This is a genomic window from Rhizobium freirei PRF 81, assembly GCF_000359745.1.
In the GTDB taxonomy this organism is placed as follows: Bacteria; Pseudomonadota; Alphaproteobacteria; order Rhizobiales; family Rhizobiaceae; genus Rhizobium; species Rhizobium freirei.
The window spans coordinates 27,317-47,013 of sequence record NZ_AQHN01000010.1; the positions used below are offsets into that span (position 1 = coordinate 27,317).

Below are 19,697 nucleotides of genomic sequence, written 5' to 3' on the forward strand. Positions count from 1 at the left end.
TTTTTGTTTTCAGTTCGCACAGGCGCGTGGTGTTATCACGGCATCGCTCCGTTTTGACACGTCGCCGATCCCGACCGACCATTCATCCCAACGCGCTGCACCTGATCAAAATTCAAATATCTGTCTGAAAACACCAGGCGCGATGATCGACAGGGGATTGATCTGCATCGTCGGCTTGTCGAAGCTGCCGGTCAATCTGAAGGTAATGCCGATAAGGCCGCGATCGCTGCCATTGCCCAGAAGGAAGCCCACGAGCGGCACCTCCGCGAACAGCCGGTTCAAGCCATAGGCAGGCATGAAGGTTCCGGTTAGATCCATCTTGTTGTTGGCGTCCTTGACCGTTCCCTGGAAGGTCGCTCCGACTTGCACGCCGCGCACGACGCCATTCTCGACCGATAGTGTTCGGTCGCGCAGCACCAGCCGCGCAAAACCACGCTCAAAGCTCTGCGCGCGCGTGTCGATATTATCCTTCACCGCGGAATTCAGGCTCTTGCCGTTCTTGCCGCTCGGTGTTGAAACGATGGTCGACAGCTTGTTTTCATCGACGATGGAGAAATTGCGGATATCCAGCGAACCGTCCCAGTCGTCCTGTCCGATCGAGCGCAGCGACAGATTGAGCAGGCCCCCCTTCAGATGCTTGTAGAGATCAGTGAAGCGCGCCACCGCACCAGCATCACCGCTTGTGACGCGGATCACGCCGTTGCTACCCTTGCTCATCTGGGTGACGAATGCCTCGCCGCTACGGGTAACGCCGGAGAAGTCCACAGCCGTCGTCTTGCCGCCCGCGAAGGAATAGACGCCCTTGAGATTGCCGATCGATTCGTCGTTGAAACCGACGACCTTCGCGAGATCGACGCGAACTGTCGCGCTCGCGCTTGCCGGATCATCCGTGTTCTTCCGTCCGCCGGAGGATGACGCCTTCACACGCGCCAGGATCGGACGGATATCGGCCGAACTTCCTGATATCGTGACGTCATAGGCACCGGCCTTGCTATGCTTCAGCGACAATCCGAAATCGTCGAGCGCGGAGAGCTTCACGTTGTCGAAGTTCGCAGACGACAGGCTCCCCTTGCTGATGACGAGATCACCGCCGGCACCGAAGCCGTCGCCCTTGAGCATGAAGTTCTTGAGCGTCATCTGGCTGTCGGAGCCGGACGCTTCGAATTGCGCGCTTGCCGGAATACCGCTGCCTTTCGACCAGCCGATCCAGGGAACGGTCAGCGCCGCCTTACCGAGATCGACCTTGACACCCTGATGATCGTCATCGATGCGCGTCAGCTCTATCTTCACGGGCCCGTCGATCATATCGCGCAGGCCGGGCAGGACGGCATTGCGTTGGGCGTCGGTGAGCGTTGCCGTCACTACGCGACCGCGCTTGACAGCCGACTTGCTGTCGGTCGGCTCGACCATGTCGATCTGCGCGGGAATACCATCGATCTGCGCCTGAGCCTGCAGATGCACCGACTGCGGATCGGCATTGATCTCGCCGGTCAGATTGTCGATCTTGCGATTGCTCATCGGCTTCAACAGGTCGACATCGTTAAGCGTCAGTTTCGCTATCCAATCCGGCGGTGGCGGCTTCTGGTCGCTGATCAGGCCGATCCGGGCATCGACCTTGGCGACGATCTTGCCGTTGAAATCCTCCGGCTTGAATTCGGTGCGCTGCAGCGCCTGCACCGGCTTATATGTCAGCAACTCCGCTATGGCGTCGCCGGCGCCGGAGATCGACAGGTCCAGGTCGGCCATCAAGGGCTTGTCGTATGTGGCCGGTATCGAGAAGTTGCTGTCGTTCAGCGTAATCGTGCGTCCCGTCGGGAAATAGGAGGTCGCGGTCGCAATATCGACGGCCATCTTCGGGCCTGTCAGGTCGAAATGCGCTTTCGCGTCGCGCAGTGGTGGAATTTCACCGGGGACATTGAGGCGCACTCCGTCAATGTCGAAGGCGATATGCAGCTCGTTCTGGCCGAGCTGCAGCTTGCCGGTCTGCGAAGCCTCCCTCAGCCGTCCGGCCGGAATGAAGACGGATATGACCGCGTTCGTCACCGAGCCGCCAAAAAGATTGTTCTCGACCCATATTCGCGGCTTAGAAGCCATCCAGAAGGGCCATAGCTGCTTCACGGCGGTCGTATCGAGTTTATCCGCGCGGCCGCCGAAGCTGATTTCCGGCGAGCTGTCGCCGAGCTTTATGTGCAGCGAGCCGAACAGCGCGCCTTGCGGTGTCGATACGCCGAGGTTCTCGAACTGAAATTCCTTCGTCGCGGACAAAAATCGCCCTTTCGCCTGACCGTCAAAGCTGATGGGCTTTTCTCCCGATATGGAGGAGGCAGCCGTGCCGTTCCTGATCAGGAAGTCGATACCGAAGCCCTTGCCCGCATTGGCGTCGATACGATCGAGATCGATCAGCGCTCCCGAAAACGGCACGACGGTACGCGCGAACTGCGCCGTGGAAGGCGCGATCTCGAGCGTCTGGCGATCGAAATTGTAGCCGAGGTTGATATTGGCCTGCGTCAGCTCCTGCGGGTCGCGATCCATGTAAAGCGTGCCGGGCTGTATGCTGACGGACGCCTCGAGCTTTGGAGCGACGCCCGAATCTGCTTTGGCAGCCGAAAGCGTCACATCGGCAAAACTCATGAGCCCCTGGCGCGGAGCGCCGCTCGGATCATAAGTCATCGACAACGGCTTGAGATCGAGGTTGGAGATTTTCGCGATCAAGGAGGAGCTATGGCCGACTTCCTCCTGCTGGGCTCTGATATCCAGTGTCGCCACGGAGCCGTTGACGGCGACCTGCCCATAAAGATGCAGCAAGTTCGGCTCCGCCCGCTCGAAGGTGAGATTGTCCACCACAAGAGAGATCGGAGGGCCTTCCGCGCGTGCCAGCTTGACCGAGAAGCCGGAAATCCGCACCGAATTCGTACCGCCGCGCTGCACGAAACGTTGCAGAAAATCGAGATTGTCGAAAGCTTCGGTCAAAGCCTGCGGCAACGCATTCACGCGCAATTGCGAGAGGTCGACGGGATCCCCCTGAGGAAGAAGCGAAGTATCGAGCGCGATGCCTTCCGCCGCGACGCTCGCCACCTCCACGCGCCCTTCGATGAGGGCGAGCGGATCGAGCTGCATATTGACCGCGGACATGGTCGACAGGTGCTTGCCGCTCTCCTGATCGACGACATTAACGTTGCGCGCCTCCAGCGCCAGTCGCAGACCGGAGGTGAAGCGAACCACGGTTGCGCCGACCTCCGCCTTGTAGCGAGGGCCGATTGCCTTATCGAGGGCCGTTTGCGCCTTCTGCGACAGCGGCTGATCGAAGATACCGCTTTCAATGGCAAAGATCGCCGCTCCGAGCAGGATGGCCAGAAACGCGAAGAAAACCATCGTCATGCGGCAGACGTGCCAGACATGCGAACGGCGTCGGCCGCCGCGTTCCGGCACATGCACGATGAGGGGGTCTTCGACCTGAGCGGACGGCAGATGGTCGAGTGACACGAGATCCTTTTTGCGGAATATTACCTTTTCGCCTCGGATCACTCCTGTGCGTCCCTTTCATTCTCAATTTTGTTGGTGACGCCGCGTCCCATGTGGACGCCATACCCGATCAGTATATATGGCTCACCCGGTGTGTCATCTAAAAAACCGGCAAAAGAAAGGTTTTATCGTGACGGAAGTCTCCACAATTCAGCTGAACCTCGGCGACAAGGCGCCGGATTTTCATCTCCCCCGCGATGGTGGCGGCGATGTGCGCCTTGCGGATTTTGCGGGGAAACCGCTGGTCGTCTACTTCTACCCCAAGGACGACACGACAGCCTGTACGACGGAATCGATTTCCTTCACGGCGCTTGCCCCCGAATTTCATAAGGCGGGCATTGCCATCCTCGGCGTCTCGCCGGATTCCGTGAAAAGCCATGATAAATTCGTCAGGAAACATGCGCTGTCCATCCCGCTCGCCTCGGATGAAGAAAAGACCATGGCGATCGCCTATGGCGTCTGGCGCGAAAAAAGCATGTATGGCCGCACCTATATGGGCGTCGTCCGCTCGACCTTCCTGATCGGCGCCGACGGCCTGATCGCCAGAATCTGGGACAAGGTCAAGGTCGCTGGACATGCGGAGGATGTTCTGGCCGCGGCGAAGGAGCTTTGACGCATGGCAGGCAATCCCAGCGCGATCACATCGCTGCGCGGTGGCGCTATCGACGCCATCCGGTCGGCCGATCTCGATCGCAAGACCGCGTTGGCGCAGGAATCGGCAGCACGCTGGTTTGCCCGCACCCTATCTCTGCGCTCGCCGCTCGATTCGCCGCTGGCCGATCGGCCCGGTCGGCCGGAACGCCCGGAGCTGGTGCCGCCCAAGCACATGGAAAAGCGCTCGCTGCATACGCTCAAAGGGCGCATCGCCTTGCTGCATGCCATTGCCCATATCGAGCTGAACGCCGTCGATCTTGCGCTCGATATCGTCGCCCGCTTTGCGACCGAACCGGTTCCAAACTCCTTCTTTGACGGCTGGATGCAGGTGGCCTTCGAGGAGGCCAAGCATTTCCGCATGGTCCGCGAAAGACTGCGCGAACTCGGCGCCGATTATGGCGATCTACCGGCCCATGACGGTCTCTGGCAGGCGGCGCATGCGACCCGCACGGATCTGACCGCCCGCCTCGCGGTCGTGCCGCTGATCCTCGAGGCGAGAGGCCTGGACGTCACGCCAGCGCTGCAGGCGAAGATGCGCGAGACCGGCGACATGGAAAGTGCTGCCGTGCTCGATGTCATCTACAATGACGAAAAGGGTCACGTCGCGGTGGGCGCCAAATGGTTCCGCTTCCTGTGCGCTCGGGAGAAGCGCGATCCGGCCCGCACATTCCAGGAACTGGTTCGCGCAAACTTCCGCGGCTCGCTGAAGGCGCCGTTCAATGACATAGCGCGCGCTGAGGCCGGGCTAACACCCTCGTTCTATCGCGCCCTGACCTCCACAAGCAACGCATGATATACTGACAAAACTCAATTTTCCGGCAACTAATACTGAAACGGAAAGCATTCATTAACCATAATACCGTGTACTTCCAACGGGTTCCAAAAGGCATCGATTGGGAGAGTCTCGGTGACAGCAAGGCCTCAAAACCGGGTTTTCGGCAAACAGAAGCGGCATCACACCATCATTCTCGCGAGCGGCGATATGGTGCGTCATATGACCGTGCGCCCATGGATGGCAGCTCTTGCCGTCTGCATGGTCGGTATCTTTTCGATCGGTTACCTCCTGGCGACCTCCTATCTCGTCCTGCGCGACGATCTGATCGGCGCAACGATGGCGCGGCAGGCCCGCATGCAATACGACTATGAAGACCGCATCGCCGCACTGCGCGCGCAGGTCGATCGCGTCACCTCGCGCCAGCTTCTCGATCAGCAGGTCGTCGAAGAGAAGGTCGACAAGCTCATCGAGCAGCAACAGCAGCTCTCCTCGCGCGGCGGCAAGCTCAACGCACTGCTCGACAGGGCAGAGAGCTCCGGCCTCACTGACAAGAGCCCTCATACAGATACCAGTACGCCAGCCGGCAAGAACGAGCACGCGCAGCTGACGGCACCGAAGGCGATCGAGAAGCTTCTTTCCACCGGCAAGCCTGCGGACGCGACTCCCGACAATTCCACCCTCGCCTATGTGCCGGCTCCGGAAACCGTCGCCGATCGCGCCGATCGCGTGTTTTCCAAAGTGACGCTGTCGCTGAAACACATCGAACAGGATCAACTGACCCGCATCCGCAATCTCACCGCCGATGCTTCCGGCACCGCGAACGAGATTCAGTCGATCATGCACAATGTCGGCGTCAAGGTCCCGAATGCGATCGCGGGCAATGCCGGCGAAGACACCGATAGCGGCGTGGGCGGACCTTATGTCGCGCCGGAAAATGTCGATCAGTTCGAGCAGTCCATGGCCGATCTCGACATGGCGCTGACGCGCCTGGAGACGGCGCGGAGTGCGGCTGAGGACCTGCCCTTCCGCAATCCGGCACCGGGCAAGCTCGTCACCAGCCCGTTCGGCAATCGCAAGGACCCGTTCTTCGGCACGCTGGCCCTCCACACCGGCACCGATTTCCATTTCAGCCCCGGCGAAAAGATCAAGGCGACTGCTCCGGGCAAGGTCGTGTCGGCCGGCTGGACGGGCGGCTATGGCAACATGGTCGAGATCGATCATGGCGATGGCATATCCACACGTTACGGCCATATGGAACAGATACTTGTCAAAGTCGGCGATAAAATCGCCCGGGGCGGCGTAGTCGGTCTCGCCGGCAGCACCGGTCGTTCGACGGGGACGCACCTGCACTACGAAGTCCGCGAAAACGGACATCCTGTGGACCCGATGTATTTCATCAATGCCGGCACCAGGCTTGCAAGTTACATCAGCGGATTGGGCGCAATTTAGCTGCTGAAATTGTGACAAACGCGCAACAAAGATGACACTAATCTAAAAATTGCGCCCTGAATGAACTTCAGGCCTATAGATGCGCCCGCTTTCCTTGACTTCGCAGGTATTTGGTTCTATGTCGCGCTGCATTCCGGCACGTTGTGGCGTGTCGATTCATGGTGTTCGACCGAACCAAGACGGAACCAGTTTTCCCTTTGACAACATTTGCTGACCTTGGCCTGAGCCAAAAAGTCCTTTCCGCGGTGACAGACGCGGGTTACACCACACCGACTCCGATCCAGGCCGGTGCCATCCCCTTTGCGCTTCAGCGCCGTGATATCTGCGGCATCGCCCAGACGGGAACCGGCAAGACGGCCTCTTTCGTGCTGCCGATGCTGACGCTGCTCGAAAAGGGCCGCGCACGCGCTCGCATGCCGCGCACGCTGATCCTGGAGCCGACACGCGAACTGGCGGCCCAGGTCGCCGAAAACTTCGAAAAGTACGGCAAGAACCATCGTCTGAACATCGCCCTGCTGATCGGCGGCGTTTCCTTCGAAGAGCAGGACCGCAAGCTCGAGCGCGGCGCCGATGTGCTGATCTGCACGCCTGGCCGCCTGCTGGATCATTTCGAGCGTGGCAAGCTCTTGATGAGCGGTGTCGAGATCTTCGTCATCGACGAGGCCGACCGCATGCTCGACATGGGCTTCATTCCTGATATCGAGCGCATCGCCAAGCTCATCCCCTTTACGCGCCAGACGCTGTTCTTCTCGGCAACGATGCCGACCGAAATTCAGAAACTCGCCGACCGCTTCCTGCAGAACCCGGAACGCGTCGAAGTCGCCAAGCCCGCATCGACCGCCAAGACCGTGACGCAGCGTTTCGTCGCCTCGCATGGCAAGGATTACGAGAAGCGCGCGACGCTGCGCGATCTGATCCGCGAGCAGACGGACCTCAAGAACGCGATCATCTTCTGCAATCGCAAGAAGGATGTTTCCGATCTCTTCCGTTCGCTGGATCGCCATGGCTTCTCCGCCGGTGCACTGCATGGTGACATGGATCAGCGCTCGCGTATGGCCATGCTGCAGAACTTCAAGGACGGTAACCTGCAGCTGCTCGTCGCCTCCGACGTCGCGGCCCGCGGCCTCGATATCCCCGATGTCAGCCACGTCTTTAACTTCGATGTTCCGATCCATTCGGAAGATTACGTCCACCGCATAGGCCGCACCGGCCGTGCCGGCCGCTCGGGCGCCGCATTCACCATCGTGACGAAGCGCGATACCAAGCATGTCGACGCGATCGAGAAACTGATCGGTGAGGATGTCCAGTGGCTGAACGGCGACCTGTCGGCGCTGCCGCCGGCTGACGAGAGCAGCGACGACAATCGTTCTTCCCGCCGCCGTGACCAGAAGAGCAAGGGCCGCGATCGGGATCGTAGCCGCGGAGGCCGGAGCGCCTCGAGTCATAAATCTGATATCGACGTCGAGGATAATGGCGTCGTAGCGATCGAAGCAGCACCAGCAAAGGCCGAAAGCGTGAGAAACGAGCGCAAGTCTGAGAACAACAAGTCCCATAACGGTTCTCGCAACAACAACCGGCCCTTCCCCGCTGCCAACGACGACAATCGCGAGCGCCGTAACCGCTATCGCGACCATGATGACGGCCCGACGCCGGTCGGCTTCGGCGACGACATTCCGGCTTTCATGCTGATCGTTGCGAACGCAAAGGGCTGATAAGCCCCATTTAGACGCACATCTCGGGATGTACGCATGGGCAAGCCCGGCATCGATTTCCCAGGATTAGGAACCGGTCTCGCAATATTGCGAGACGGGAAGATTCTGCTTTACCGGCGTCTCAAGGCGCCGGAAGCCGGATTCTGGAGCATCGTTGGCGGCAAGGTCGACCATATGGAGCCTGCCGCCCAGGCTGCCGTCCGCGAGGCGGAAGAAGAAAGCGGCCTCTCCATCGGCAAAATCGACCATCTCTGCACGGAAGAGGTCATCGTCGAGGCCGACCGCCAGCACTGGATCTCGCTAATCTATGTCTGCAGGGACTTTTCCGGCGAACCTCGCCTGATGGAACCAGACAAGCTCTCTGATTTTGGCTGGTTCGGCCGTGACGATCTCCCCGTTCAGCTTTCAGAGTTCGCCAAGGCAACCATCGCCCATCTGAGCGAAGAGGACTTTCGCTGACGCCGATAGCGCATTGCTATTGCAAGACGGCTGCGCACGTTTGCTCAGCATGCACTATTTGTCCGAGCGCAGGGCCGCTGCATAAGCCAGCCCCACCCACCGCGCCATGATGTCCGGATCGTCGAAGGCATCGTCAGGAATCGACCAGTAGGGCATGTTGACGGCCTTGCCCTTCTTTCCCTCGTAAGCCCAGCGCCGCGCACCCGCCGCCTCGAATTCCGCAGCACTCACGTCATCGGCCTTCAACAGTATTTCGTCATCCACCTCGAGCGCCAGAATCCGGCCCATGTGGTAGATCCCCTTGCCGCCAAACATCCGCTTGATCGTCACCGGCCCAAGCGACTGAAACATGTCTTCGATATCGCTATTGTCCATTCCCTATCCCCTCAAGATTCCACCGGCTGCTACGACGGCCTCGGGCGTATCCACATCGAGATGTGCCGCCTCGCCGATCTCGACGTCAATAACCGAAAACCCGGAAGTTTCAATAATATGTCGGGCGCCTACATCGCCCTCCAGCCGCATCACGGCATTCAACACCGATCGGGGCAGGATGACGGGGTTGCCGCGCTTGCCGCCGGACACCGCTCGCACGATCACCTGACCGCCTGCATCGCGGAAGGCGGCAATCAAGGCTTTCAGGTCATCACTGGTAATGCCGGGCATATCGGCGAGCATGACGAGAACGCCATCCGCCTTTTGCGCTGCGCGGGTGCCGACACCAGCCGCCAGCGAACTTGCCATGCCGGATGCGTAGTCGGCGTTATGCACCCGCTCGACGGCAAGATCGCCCAGCGCTCGCTCGATATCTTCGCGACGATGTCCCGTCACAGTGACAACGACGGAGGCTCCGCTTGCAATTGCGATCGATGCGGAGCGACGCACCAGCGGTATGCCGTCGAACTCGGCCAGCAGCTTGTGCGCGCCACCCTCGCCCATGCGGCTGGCTTTGCCGGCCGCCAGCAGCACGACGGCAACCGATATTTCTGCGGCCGGCTTGACCACGACATCGCGCGGCCGCGGCCGTGACTGAATTTCCATGAGCAAGCCTCCGACCCCCATGCCGCTGATATCCCGCGGCGTCGGCTGTTCGCCGGCTAAGATGCGATCAAGAACCCAGTCGAAACCGTTTTCCTTCGGGCTGCGCGCGCATCCAGGCGCCCCGACGACATGCACATCGCCCACTCTTCCAAGCACCAGCAGGTTGCCGGGATCGACGGGCATGCCGACCTGAATAACCTCACCGCCGGCAAGCCGGATCGCGGCTGGAATAACATCGCCGGCGTCGATGACGGCAGACGCGCCGAAAACGATCACCAGCTTCGGAAGCCGGTCACGCACCTCCAGCGCCCGACAGATCGCCTCTGCCACCGCATTCGCCTCGTGAGCGACGCGCTCTTCCCTCTGAAGCGCGCTGCCCGCCACCTGCAGCCGCTGCGAGAGGATACGCGCCGTCTTGTCCATGACGGTCGTCTTCAAGGACGGCAGCTCCGTAGCGACGAGCGACACGGCATGCGGCTGGAACGGCTTGACTTCGAAGACCGTCGACTGCCGCAGGACATCGACGCCGGCTGCCACCTTCGCCCCAGAGACAGCTAACGGAATGATCTTGAAGGTCGCAACCATGTCGCCCGATCGCACCGGCACGTGATCGGCCAGACAGGCGAGCGTGATCGCGGGATCGACGCTGTTCAGCCGGTCGACAGCGGCTCGATTTGCAACAAATAGACCGTCGACCGCGCTATGGATATTGACGCGCCCTGTCGCCGCTTCCGAAAAGGTCAGGTGATCGGGGGCAATCGCCCGCGCCAATTGCTCGGCCGCCTCGTCCTCCATGAGATCGCCCGCCTCGATACGAGCCGCGATGACGCGGTCGATGCCAGCGGCGGTCAGACGGTCGATATCGCTGCGGTCAAGCTTATGCCCTTTGGAGAAGCTGCCGTCGGACAATCGAACGGAATGGGCGAGAACCGTCCCCTCCGCCTCAACCGTTTGAAACTCCCCGAAGATCATGGCTTTGCGCCCTTGGGCAAGGACACGTCACGCCCGCGCAGCGAGGAGATGATCTCTGCCAGAATGGCGACGGCGATCTCCGCCGGGCTCGCTGCGCCGATGGCAAGACCGATGGGGGCGTGGATGCGAGCCAAATCTGCCTCCGTCAATCCTTCCCGCCTCAAGCGCTCCAGACGTCCGGCATGCGTCTTGCGGCTGCCGAGGGCGCCGACGTAAAAACAGCCCGTTAGCAATGCCTGCAAAATTGGCTCGTCGTCGATCTTCGGATCGTGCGTAACGGCGACCAATGCCATGTAGCTATCGAGCGGGCGTTCCTTGAGTGCATCAACCGGCCAATCGGCGATCAGGTCGACGCCCTCGAAGCGCTCCGGTGTCGCAAAGGCGGTGCGCGGATCGATGATGGTGATATCAAAGCCGGCATGCGCCGCCATGCGCGCCAGAACCTGGCTGATGTGAACGGCGCCGATGACAACGATGCGCGGCGGCGGCAGGTGCACATTCAGGAAGAAGCTCCGCCCCTCGAAGTCCACGGCCGACGACTTGCCCGAACGGAATGCCGAAGCGGCCGCATCGGCCAGAGTGCCTTCCAGCACGTCGCCCTCAACGACCAGCCTGTCCGGCCCGCCCGACAGGTCCGTCACAAGGATTGCCGCCTGCCGCCCCTGCCGCAACGCATTCAGCTTCGCCAGTATCTGACGATCCATCAGGCGAGCCTTTCCACATAGACGCGGATTCGCCCGCCGCAGGAGAGGCCGACCCGCCAGGCGGTTTCGTCGGCAACGCCGAATTCCAGCATCCGGGACTTGCCGGTCTCGATGACGTCAAGCGCCTCGGTGATGACGGCGCCTTCCACACAGCCACCCGAAACCGAGCCGTGGAAATTGCCCTCGCCGTCGATCACGAGATGACTGCCGGCCGGGCGCGGCGCCGAACCCCAGGTATCGACAACGGTCGCCATGGCCACGCTGCGGCCTGCCGACACCCATTCCTCCGCAATTACGAGCGGATCCAGACTTTCGGATATATCTGACATCGGAGCCTCATTACTTGCCAACAAACCGCCGCGGATCGTAAGCATCCGCGCGGCCGGCGGTGAGAGCCGATACGAGATCGGCCAGAGATAATAGATTGTGAACCGGACGGAATTCGTCAACATGCGGCAGCATCGCTTTTACGCCGCGGGCACGTGCCTCGAAGCCATCGAAGCGCAAGAGCGGATTGAGCCAGATCAGCCGCCGGCAGGAGCGATGCAGGCGATCCATCTCCTCGCCGAGCAATTCCACGCCTTCACGCTCCAGCCCATCGGTGATCAAAAGCACGATCGCGCCCTGCCCCAGCACCCGGCGCGCCCATAGCCGGTTGAATTCCTTCAGCGTCTCGCCGATCCGCGTTCCTCCGGACCAGTCGCGCACAGCTGCGGCGCATTCGTCCAGCGCCTGATCGGGATCCTTGTGGCGCATTGCCCTGGTGACATTGGTCAGCCGCGTGCCGAACAGAAACGTATGCACGCGCCGGCGCCGTTCGGTCAACACATGCAGAAAATGTAGGAAGATACGCGTGTACTGGCTCATCGAGCCCGAGATATCGGCGAGCACCACGAGCGGCGGCTGTATTTCCCTCGGCTGCCGGAAGCGCGGCAGGATCAAAGCGCCACCGGTGCGCAAGGCAGACCGCATGGTCGCACGGGGATCGACCTTGGCTGATGCATGCGACGGCGCAAAACGGCGGGTCCGCACGCGATCCAGCGGCAATTGCAGCTTGGCAAGCTCCTTCTTCGCGACGGCGATCTCGGCCGCCGACATCTGGGCAAAATCCAATCGGCGCAGAACTTCGCTGCCCGATGTGGTGAAACGGGCATCGATCTCGATATCAGGCGTCTCGCGCTGCGGCCGCCGGTCGTCGCGATCGCCCAGCAAGGCATCTCCGGCTCTGGTTTCGCCGGGCTTCGGTTTTTCCTTCTCGCGATTATCGGGCGCGACCGGCGACATCATGGCGATCATCTTCGAAACAAGATCGCGAGAGCGCCAGAACAGCCGGAACGCCTCGTCGAACACGGCAAGATCCTCATGACGCTTGACGAAGACCGAACAAAGAGCGGCGTGGAACTCCTCGCGGGAGCCGATGCCGATCGCCTCGACCGCCTCGATCGCGTCGGCAATGGCCCCGGGACCGATCTTCAGCCCTGCCTTGCGAAGGGCGCGGCCGAACAGCACGATATTATCGGCAAGGCGCCCGTCACCGGGCGGTGACGGCGCAAGAATGATGCCATCTTGCGCGCCCGGTTCCATGGATCATCCCGCCGCAAGCAGTTCGGACTTGACCTCGTCCAGCACGCGCTTGCCCTCGCCGCCCTGGATACGAGCGATGTCGTCCTGATATTTCAGCAGCGTCCCCAGCGTGTCGGAGATCGTCTCGGGGTCGAGCGCGAGCCGGTCGAGTTCGGTCAAAGCTGTCGCCCAGTCGATCGTCTCGGCAACGCCGGGATTCTTGTAGAGATCGAGCGTGCGCAGCTTCTGCACATAGGCGACGATCTGGCGCGACAGGGCCTCGTTGCTATCAGGCACCTTGCGCCGGATGATCTCCAGCTCCTGCTCCGCCTGCGGATAGTCGACCCAATGATAGAGACAGCGCCGTTTCAGCGCGTCATGCACTTCACGCGTGCGGTTCGTGGTGATGATGACGATGGGCGGCTCTGCGGCGCGGATCGTCCCGAGTTCCGGCACAGTGACCTGAAAATCGGACAACACCTCAAGAAGGAACGCTTCGAAAGCTTCATCGGTACGATCCAGCTCATCGATCAGGAACACTGGTGCCCGGCCACCGACACCCGAAAGCGCCTGCAGCACTGGCCGTCGGATGAGATAGCGCTCGGAGAAAATGTCAGCTTCGATGCGGTCGCGATCCGTCAGGCCCGATGCTTCAGCGAGCCGGATTTCCAGCATCTGCGCCGGATAGTTCCACTCATAGACAGCCGAGGAAACATCAAGCCCTTCATAGCATTGCAGTCGGATGAGTGGCCGGTCGAGCGCCTTGGACAGGACCTTGGCGATCTCGGTCTTGCCGACGCCGGCCTCGCCTTCCAGAAAAAGTGGCCGCTTCATTTTCAGCGCCAGAAACAGGACCGTGCCAAGCGCACGGCCGGCCAGATAATCATGAGCTGCGAGCAGAGCCATCGTCTCCTCGATCGAGCCCGGCAACGAAGTTGATGATATTTGATCCGACATGACAACTCCCCTGAAGGGGTTATAGCGTGTGATAGCCCCGGTTCATGTAAAGCAGTGCCGGCTTCGCCTCGCTGTAGCGCACGGCCATGACCTCGCCGAAAATGATGTTGTGCGTCGAGGCCTGCTTGATCTCGATCACACGGCAATCGAAAGCCGCAAGCGCGTCCGACAGCACCGGCGCGCCCGTTGCCAGCGTTTCAAACTTGCCGAAGGCGAAGCGCTCGTTTGTCGTCAGCTGCGTCTTACCGGAAAAGGCATCGGCGAGCGACTGATGGTGCGCGCCGAGCGTATTCAGCGCGAAGATACCGCTGTTGAAGAAAATCTCATTCTTCTCGTTGCTGTTATTGAGGCAGATCAGAACCGTCGCCGGATTGTCCGACACCGAGCATGCAGCCGTGATCGTCACGCCGCGCCGCTCGTCGCCGAGCGCCGTCGTCACCAATTGCACATGCCCCGCATAGCGGCTCATGGCATCGCGATAAAGCGCCGGATCCATACGCTGCCTGTCTAACACCATCATCTCCTTTGTTCTGTGACACCCCGTCTTTCCTTGAATATGGCGGGCGGATGTTAGCTTTTCTACAATAGTTTCATTGAAAGCAGAGGGATTTTGCTGCTTTTTCTTTGACGATCCCCTTCATACGGATAAATAGAGCAGAAAAATTGTCCGGGATAATCGATCGATGAACGTTCTGCGTCGCCTTCCGCTTCTGTTTACGCTGCTTTCAGCGGCCGGCAGCAGCTACGCCGCAGGAATCCACATCGGCGTCGTGGCACCGCAGAATGGTAACTTCGCGATGCTGGGCGCCGAGATCACGGCCGGCGCCAATTTCGAGATCCAGGCACAGAAGGACACGGCGACTGTTGTCGACGAACCTTGCACGGAAGACGGTGGCCGCGCCGCTGCCGAAGCGTTGATCGCTGCGAAGGCGCAGATCGCTATCGGCTTTCTCTGCACGGAAACGCTGGAAGGCGCCTTGCCCCGCCTCAAGGACGCCGGCATTCCGGCTATCACCGTTTCGGTGCGTTCCCGCATCTTGATGGAAGATGCCCTCAAGAACGGCTGGCCGCTGTTCCGCCTCGCTCCTGTGGACGGTGCAGAAGCTGCCATGGCCATCAGCACCATCCTGAAAAACTGGGCCGCCGAGCCGATGGCCCTGATCGACGACGGTACGATCCACGGTCGCGAACTGGTCGGCGCCATCCGCAATGCGCTTGAGGAAAAGGGGCTGAAACCCGTCTTCACCGATACTTACCGGCCGGGCCAGGAACAGCAGATCGCCCTCGTCCGCCGCCTTAAGAAGGCCGGCGCCACGCGCGTCTTCGTCGGCGGCGATCGCAGCGACGTCGCCGTGATTGCGCGTGACGCCAGGAGCGAAAACATACCGTTGACGGTCATGGGGGGCGACGCCATGCGCGCCGCCGATCAGCCGGTGCCTCTGCTCGAAGGCGTGCAGGCAATCGCGCTCCCCGATTTTACCGGTCTGCCGGCAGCGCAGCCGACCGTGCAAGCGATGCGCGCCGGCGGCATCGAACCGGACGGATATATGTTGCCGGCCGCAGCCGCGGCCCAGATCGCCAGCCAGTCGGCCGAGAGCGCCAAGGCGGAAAACAAGCCGATAGCCGACAAGCTCGTCGGCACAACCTTCCAGACCGCCATAGGCCCGATCACATTCGGGCAGAACCACGAATTGACCGAGAACTTCTATCGGCGGCAGGAATGGCGCGGCAACGCCTTCGTGCCGATGACGACGCCGTCGAACTGAGGCGATCCTTTCGGGCGGTTGTTTGCCAGCGACGTCGGTGCTAATTCAGACCGAAAAATTCAGATGGAGCTCAGCTATCCCATGACCCTGCCGATCCGCATTGCCCCTTCCATTCTCGCAGCCGATTTCGCCAAGCTCGGCCAGGAAGTGAAGGATGTGAGCGAAGCCGGAGCCGACTGGATCCATCTGGATGTCATGGACGGGCATTTCGTGCCGAACATTTCCTTCGGCCCCGATGTCATCAAATCCCTGCGGCCCTATACGACCGCCACCTTCGACTGCCATCTGATGATCTCGCCGGCCGATCCCTATCTCGAGGCCTTCGCCAAAGCCGGCTGCGACCGCATCACCGTTCACGCCGAAGCCGGCGTGCATCTGCATCGCTCGCTGCAGACGATCCGTCATCTCGGCAAGAAGGTCGGCGTCACCCTCAACCCGGCCACCCCGCTGTCGATACTGGAAAACGTGCTCGACGATATCGACCTGATCCTGATCATGTCGGTCAATCCGGGCTTCGGCGGCCAGAAGTTCATCCCGGCCATGGCGGACAAGATCCGCAACGCCAAGTCACTGATCGGTGACCGGCCGATCGAACTCGAAGTCGACGGCGGCGTTTCCACGGAAACGGCAGGTCTCATCGCCGCCGCCGGCGCCAATGTCCTCGTTGCCGGCTCGGCCATCTTCAAGGGAGGGTCGGTCGATGCCTACAAGCAGACGGTCGCCGATCTGAGGGCCGCGGCGGAACGAGGTCGCCTTGGAGCAAACTAGACCAACCAGCATTAACCAGACGGTGGACCGAATTCGGGCCGCCGTCTTCTATTGCCTTGGACTGGTGCGCGACGCAGTCTGCTGGGGCTTGGGGATGACGGTCTCGGCGCTGGTGGCGCTCTACCTGCGCAATGGCCTTCTGACGAGCCATCTAGCCGCGCTCGTCCTCGTCTACTTCCTGGGCGGCGCCCTGTCCTGGCTCGTCATGGTGCCATTTGCCAGACGCTATGCCGGACATCGGCCGCCAACGGCGCGCTTTGCCGCGTTCTTCCTGGCGCTATCCATCGGCACCGCAGTCATGACGGCATTCCTCTTCGCCATGGACTATCGCTGGTTCTATGCGCGCTGGCATGCTCCCTTCGGCACGCTCGTCTGGATATTTCAATTCCTGTTCACCAGCGCCAGCGCCGTTTATCAGTTCGCCGTTCTCGGCTTTACGCTGTTTCTGCCTCTCGGTTTGCTTTGCCTGATCGCCGCGTCCGTCTATCTTACCCGACATATGCGTTGAGACGGATCAAAGATTGATCCGTCAAACATTGTGATTGCCGCCCGTCTTTGTTATGGGGGCGCCGAGGTTTCCTTTCCTATCAGCCAAGAAAGCTTTGAGCCCATGATCCCGCGCTACTCCCGACCGGAAATGGTCGCCATCTGGTCGCCCGAAACCAAGTTCCGCATCTGGTTCGAGATCGAGGCCCATGCCTGCGACGCGTTGGCCGCTCTCGGCGTCATTCCGAAGTCGGCAGCCGATACCATCTGGGAAAAGGGCGGCAAGGCGACTTTCGACGTCGCCCGCATCGATGAGATCGAGGCCGTAACCAAGCACGACGTCATCGCATTCCTGACGCATCTCGCCGAAATCGTCGGTCCGGATGCCCGCTTCGTGCACCAGGGCATGACCTCCTCCGACGTGCTCGACACCTGCTTCAACGTCCAGCTCGTTCGCGCGAGCGACCTGCTGCTCGCCGATATCGACAAGCTGCTGGAAGCGCTGAAACGCCGCGCCTTCGAGCATAAGGACACCGTCACCATCGGCCGTTCGCACGGCATTCATGCCGAGCCTACGACTTTCGGCGTCAAGCTGGCGCTCGCCTACGCCGAATTCGAGCGCTGCAAGCAGCGCCTGATCGCAGCCCGCGAAGAAGTCGCCACCTGTGCCATCTCCGGCGCCGTCGGCACCTTCGCCAATATCGATCCGCGCGTTGAAGAACATGTCGCTGCCGCGCTCGGCCTGAAGCCGGAGCCGGTCTCCACACAGGTCATCCCGCGCGACCGTCATGCCATGTTCTTCGCCACTCTCGGCGTCGTCGCTTCCTCGATCGAGCGTCTGGCGACCGAAATCCGCCATCTGCAGCGCACCGAAGTGCTGGAGGCCGAGGAATATTTCTCGCCGGGCCAGAAGGGTTCGTCGGCCATGCCGCACAAGCGCAACCCGGTACTGACCGAAAACCTGACCGGTCTTGCCCGTATGGTCCGCTCCTACGCCATGCCGGCCATGGAGAACGTCGCCCTCTGGCACGAACGCGATATTTCGCACTCCTCCGTCGAGCGCATGATCGGCCCGGATGCGACCGTCACGCTCGATTTCGCTCTCGCCCGTATCACGAGCGTCATCGACAAGCTGCTGGTCTACCCGGACAATATGATGAAGAATCTGAACAAGTTCCGCGGACTTGTTCATTCGCAGCGCGTGCTGCTGGCGCTGACCCAGGCCGGCGTTTCCCGCGAGGATTCCTACCGCCTCGTCCAGCGCAACGCGATGAAGGTCTGGGAACAGGGCAAGGACTTCCTTGAGGAACTCCTGGCCGACCAGGAAGTGCGCGCCGCACTTTCCGAAGAGGATATCCGCGAGAAATTCGACCTCGGCTATCACACCAAGCATGTCGACACGATCTTCAAGCGGGTCTTCGGCTAGGATTTGCTGTGGCTGGTCTGATTTGACGGTGAGGCGGTGCGGTTGACGCGCCGCCTTTTTCTTTTATTCGCTGGCTTGGCAACGACCACGGCATCGAGCTCGACACTTTCGCCGGCCTTGCCCTTGTGTCGCTCCTGGTGCCGCTTTGCAGCCTTTTCGACGAGCATGTCGAGGTGCTTCAGATCCTCTTCATCGAGATTTTCGATCCCAACGAAGCGATTCTCGGCCCCGCTGGTCAGAATCAGCTCATTGAGCTTCGCCTGAATGGCCCGCGTGTCGCGCGTCTGCGCGCTCTGAAGCAGAAAAACCATCAGAAACGTGACGATCGTCGTGCTGGTATTGATGACCAGCTGCCAGGTGTCCGAATAATCGAAGATCGGCCCTGTCGTACCCCACAGAATGACGGAGAGCAGCGCCAGCACGAAGATGGCCGGTTTGCCCGTCCAATCCGAGACCGTCACCGCAAAACGGGTGAAAATATGCGTGAGCGAAGGCATGATCCGCATCTCCATGATGATGCGGATCAACGTAGAAATCCTGTTGCGGTTCCAACGATGGCCTAAAACCGCTGAAAGCTTGAAGGCCTAGTCCTGAGCCACGACCAATTTGCGGTAGAGATGCCACGACGCATGACCAAGTATCGGCATGACGACAGCTAGGCCCACGAAGACCGGGATCGTGCCAATGACGAGAAGCGCTGCAACGATGAGACCCCAGACTGCGACCGGCACCGGATTGATCAGCGTCGCCCGTATGCTGGCATCGATTGCCGCGACGACACCGACGTCACGGTCGAGCAGCAGCGGAAACGTGACGACCGTCGTCGCCAGCACGACGAGCGCGAAGACGAAGCCGGCCAGATCGCCCCAGAATATCATCGCCATGCCTGCACGCGTCGTCAGAACACTCGATACGAAGGACAAAAGCGTGGGCTGCACGCCATCGCCGAAGAAGATGAAGTAAATGTTCTGCGCCACCAGGAGCCAGACGATAAAGACGCCGAACAGCATCAGGCCCGCAACGATGATCGAGGGCAGTGCCGGCGAATGGCGCACCTCGAAGGCATGGCTCCATGACGTATCCAGCCCCTTCTCCCGCCGTCGGCTAATCTCGTATAGACCGATTGCGGCCATCGGACCTAGCAGGGCAAATCCCGACATCAGCGGGAACAGCAGCGGCAGAAGGTTCTGGTCCGTGCTCCAGATCGCGAGCGCAATGCCCGCTATCGGATACATCAGGCACAGAAAGACATAATGCGATGGCTTCTCGCTGAAATCGTCCAGCCCAAGCTTCAGGGCGTCGACAAGGTCTGCAATACCAATTTTACGGATGGCGGGACGGGTAAACGAATGGTCCGCTCCCCCCATGACGTGAAAGGCCGTCATAATGCTCTCCTCCTCAACCATGGCGCTCGGTTGCGGCGAAAGATGGCGGCAAACTTGG

General features: G+C 60.8%; 19 protein-coding genes and 1 pseudogene. 10 read left to right on the top strand and 10 right to left on the bottom strand.

Translation table 11 applies throughout. The features are described 5' to 3' along the window. Positions 1 to 105: 105 nt before the first annotated feature. A complete protein-coding gene (locus tag RHSP_RS03065; RefSeq protein ID WP_037149356.1) occupies positions 106 to 3,525 on the bottom strand; it encodes a YhdP family protein in 3,420 nt (1,139 codons plus the stop codon). 127 nt (positions 3,526 to 3,652) lie between these two features. Between RHSP_RS03065 and RHSP_RS03070 the strand changes: the two genes are divergently transcribed. From RHSP_RS03070 to RHSP_RS03090, 6 genes and pseudogenes are all read left to right on the top strand, one after another. After that, positions 3,653 to 4,135: a peroxiredoxin gene (locus tag RHSP_RS03070; RefSeq protein ID WP_004108821.1), complete on the top strand. Its 483-nt coding sequence runs from the start codon at positions 3,653 to 3,655 to the stop codon at positions 4,133 to 4,135. A 3-nt stretch (positions 4,136 to 4,138) separates the two neighbouring features. Beyond that, a complete protein-coding gene (locus RHSP_RS03075; protein WP_004108824.1) occupies positions 4,139 to 4,969 on the top strand; it encodes a ferritin-like domain-containing protein in 831 nt (276 codons plus the stop codon). A 189-nt stretch (positions 4,970 to 5,158) separates the two neighbouring features. After that, positions 5,159 to 5,759, top strand: a pseudogene (locus RHSP_RS36000) (M23 family peptidase); the annotation flags it as partial. Positions 5,760 to 5,923: 164 nt separating this feature from the next. Further along, positions 5,924 to 6,400, top strand: coding sequence for a M23 family metallopeptidase (locus RHSP_RS36005; RefSeq protein ID WP_420820084.1), 477 nt, complete (start codon positions 5,924 to 5,926; stop codon positions 6,398 to 6,400). Positions 6,401 to 6,597: 197 nt separating this feature from the next. Further along, positions 6,598 to 8,112 (top strand): DEAD/DEAH box helicase, encoded by a 1,515-nt coding sequence (locus RHSP_RS03085; protein ID WP_004108830.1) that lies wholly within the window; start codon positions 6,598 to 6,600, stop codon positions 8,110 to 8,112. Between the two features lie 36 nt (positions 8,113 to 8,148). Further along, the gene (locus RHSP_RS03090) at positions 8,149 to 8,571 is read left to right on the top strand and encodes an NUDIX domain-containing protein (RefSeq protein ID WP_004108831.1); all 423 of its coding nucleotides are present in this window, start codon (positions 8,149 to 8,151) and stop codon (positions 8,569 to 8,571) included. A gap of 54 nt (positions 8,572 to 8,625) precedes the next feature. On the opposite strand, the gene RHSP_RS03095 is transcribed toward RHSP_RS03090, so the two are convergent. From RHSP_RS03095 to RHSP_RS03125, 7 genes are read right to left on the bottom strand one after another with little or no spacing between them, the layout of a single operon-like run. Beyond that, on the bottom strand, positions 8,626 to 8,946 hold the full coding sequence (locus tag RHSP_RS03095) for a TfoX/Sxy family protein (protein WP_004108832.1): 321 nt from the start codon (positions 8,944 to 8,946) through the stop codon (positions 8,626 to 8,628). A gap of 3 nt (positions 8,947 to 8,949) precedes the next feature. After that, entirely contained in the window at positions 8,950 to 10,584 is a 1,635-nt protein-coding gene (locus tag RHSP_RS03100; RefSeq protein ID WP_004108833.1) for an NTP transferase domain-containing protein, read from the bottom strand. Continuing rightward, positions 10,581 to 11,288 carry an XdhC family protein gene (locus tag RHSP_RS03105; protein WP_004108834.1) on the bottom strand — a complete coding sequence of 236 codons (708 nt, stop codon included), beginning with the start codon at positions 11,286 to 11,288 and terminating at the stop codon, positions 10,581 to 10,583. Before RHSP_RS03105 ends, RHSP_RS03100 begins: the two co-directional genes overlap by 4 nt. Then, positions 11,288 to 11,617 carry an XdhC family protein gene (locus RHSP_RS03110; protein WP_004108841.1) on the bottom strand — a complete coding sequence of 110 codons (330 nt, stop codon included), beginning with the start codon at positions 11,615 to 11,617 and terminating at the stop codon, positions 11,288 to 11,290. The genes RHSP_RS03105 and RHSP_RS03110 overlap by 1 nt, the downstream gene beginning before the upstream one ends. Before the next feature lie 10 nt (positions 11,618 to 11,627). Then, complete coding sequence (locus RHSP_RS03115; protein WP_004108843.1) at positions 11,628 to 12,872, bottom strand: vWA domain-containing protein; 1,245 nt, start codon at positions 12,870 to 12,872, stop codon at positions 11,628 to 11,630. 3 nt (positions 12,873 to 12,875) lie between these two features. Continuing rightward, positions 12,876 to 13,808, bottom strand: a complete 933-nt coding sequence (locus RHSP_RS03120) for an AAA family ATPase (RefSeq protein ID WP_004108845.1) — start codon at positions 13,806 to 13,808, stop codon at positions 12,876 to 12,878. Between the two features lie 19 nt (positions 13,809 to 13,827). Then, entirely contained in the window at positions 13,828 to 14,322 is a 495-nt protein-coding gene (locus tag RHSP_RS03125; protein ID WP_037149506.1) for a flavin reductase, read from the bottom strand. A gap of 169 nt (positions 14,323 to 14,491) precedes the next feature. Between RHSP_RS03125 and RHSP_RS03130 the strand changes: the two genes are divergently transcribed. The 4 genes from RHSP_RS03130 to purB all read left to right on the top strand — a co-directional run bounded on the left by RHSP_RS03130 (position 14,492) and on the right by purB (position 18,254). Beyond that, the gene (locus tag RHSP_RS03130) at positions 14,492 to 15,574 is read left to right on the top strand and encodes an ABC transporter substrate-binding protein (protein ID WP_037149361.1); all 1,083 of its coding nucleotides are present in this window, start codon (positions 14,492 to 14,494) and stop codon (positions 15,572 to 15,574) included. Between the two features lie 81 nt (positions 15,575 to 15,655). After that, on the top strand, positions 15,656 to 16,342 hold the full coding sequence (gene rpe, locus RHSP_RS03135; protein ID WP_037149509.1) for a ribulose-phosphate 3-epimerase: 687 nt from the start codon (positions 15,656 to 15,658) through the stop codon (positions 16,340 to 16,342). Between the two features lie 22 nt (positions 16,343 to 16,364). Further along, complete coding sequence (locus RHSP_RS03140) at positions 16,365 to 16,850, top strand: hypothetical protein (protein ID WP_037149363.1); 486 nt, start codon at positions 16,365 to 16,367, stop codon at positions 16,848 to 16,850. A gap of 102 nt (positions 16,851 to 16,952) precedes the next feature. After that, entirely contained in the window at positions 16,953 to 18,254 is a 1,302-nt protein-coding gene (gene purB, locus RHSP_RS03145; protein WP_004108864.1) for an adenylosuccinate lyase, read from the top strand. On the opposite strand, the gene RHSP_RS03150 is transcribed toward purB, so the two are convergent. Together RHSP_RS03150 and RHSP_RS03155 are read right to left on the bottom strand one after the other, a co-directional pair. Then, complete coding sequence (locus RHSP_RS03150) at positions 18,251 to 18,751, bottom strand: low affinity iron permease family protein (RefSeq protein ID WP_004108867.1); 501 nt, start codon at positions 18,749 to 18,751, stop codon at positions 18,251 to 18,253. The two genes, purB and RHSP_RS03150, sit on opposite strands and share 4 nt — an antisense overlap. Before the next feature lie 87 nt (positions 18,752 to 18,838). After that, positions 18,839 to 19,639 (bottom strand): DUF2189 domain-containing protein, encoded by an 801-nt coding sequence (locus RHSP_RS03155; RefSeq protein ID WP_004108870.1) that lies wholly within the window; start codon positions 19,637 to 19,639, stop codon positions 18,839 to 18,841. Positions 19,640 to 19,697: the final 58 nt, after the last annotated feature.

Bases quoted from the DNA above. Each gene is read 5' to 3' on its own strand.
- RHSP_RS03090 (WP_004108831.1), top strand. From the start codon at position 8,149: ATGGGCAAGCCCGGCATCGATTTCCCAGGATTAGGAACCGGTCTCGCA.
- RHSP_RS03100 (WP_004108833.1), bottom strand. From the start codon at position 10,584: ATGATCTTCGGGGAGTTTCAAACGGTTGAGGCGGAGGGGACGGTTCTC.
- RHSP_RS03115 (WP_004108843.1), bottom strand. From the start codon at position 12,872: ATGGAACCGGGCGCGCAAGATGGCATCATTCTTGCGCCGTCACCGCCC.
- RHSP_RS36005 (WP_420820084.1), top strand. From the start codon at position 5,924: ATGGCGCTGACGCGCCTGGAGACGGCGCGGAGTGCGGCTGAGGACCTG.
- RHSP_RS03095 (WP_004108832.1), bottom strand. From the start codon at position 8,946: ATGGACAATAGCGATATCGAAGACATGTTTCAGTCGCTTGGGCCGGTG.
- RHSP_RS03105 (WP_004108834.1), bottom strand. From the start codon at position 11,288: ATGGATCGTCAGATACTGGCGAAGCTGAATGCGTTGCGGCAGGGGCGG.
- RHSP_RS03130 (WP_037149361.1), top strand. From the start codon at position 14,492: ATGAACGTTCTGCGTCGCCTTCCGCTTCTGTTTACGCTGCTTTCAGCG.
- RHSP_RS03150 (WP_004108867.1), bottom strand. From the start codon at position 18,751: ATGCCTTCGCTCACGCATATTTTCACCCGTTTTGCGGTGACGGTCTCG.
- RHSP_RS03110 (WP_004108841.1), bottom strand. From the start codon at position 11,617: ATGTCAGATATATCCGAAAGTCTGGATCCGCTCGTAATTGCGGAGGAA.
- RHSP_RS03120 (WP_004108845.1), bottom strand. From the start codon at position 13,808: ATGTCGGATCAAATATCATCAACTTCGTTGCCGGGCTCGATCGAGGAG.
- purB (WP_004108864.1), top strand. From the start codon at position 16,953: ATGATCCCGCGCTACTCCCGACCGGAAATGGTCGCCATCTGGTCGCCC.
- rpe (WP_037149509.1), top strand. From the start codon at position 15,656: ATGACCCTGCCGATCCGCATTGCCCCTTCCATTCTCGCAGCCGATTTC.
- RHSP_RS03075 (WP_004108824.1), top strand. From the start codon at position 4,139: ATGGCAGGCAATCCCAGCGCGATCACATCGCTGCGCGGTGGCGCTATC.
- RHSP_RS03155 (WP_004108870.1), bottom strand. From the start codon at position 19,639: ATGACGGCCTTTCACGTCATGGGGGGAGCGGACCATTCGTTTACCCGT.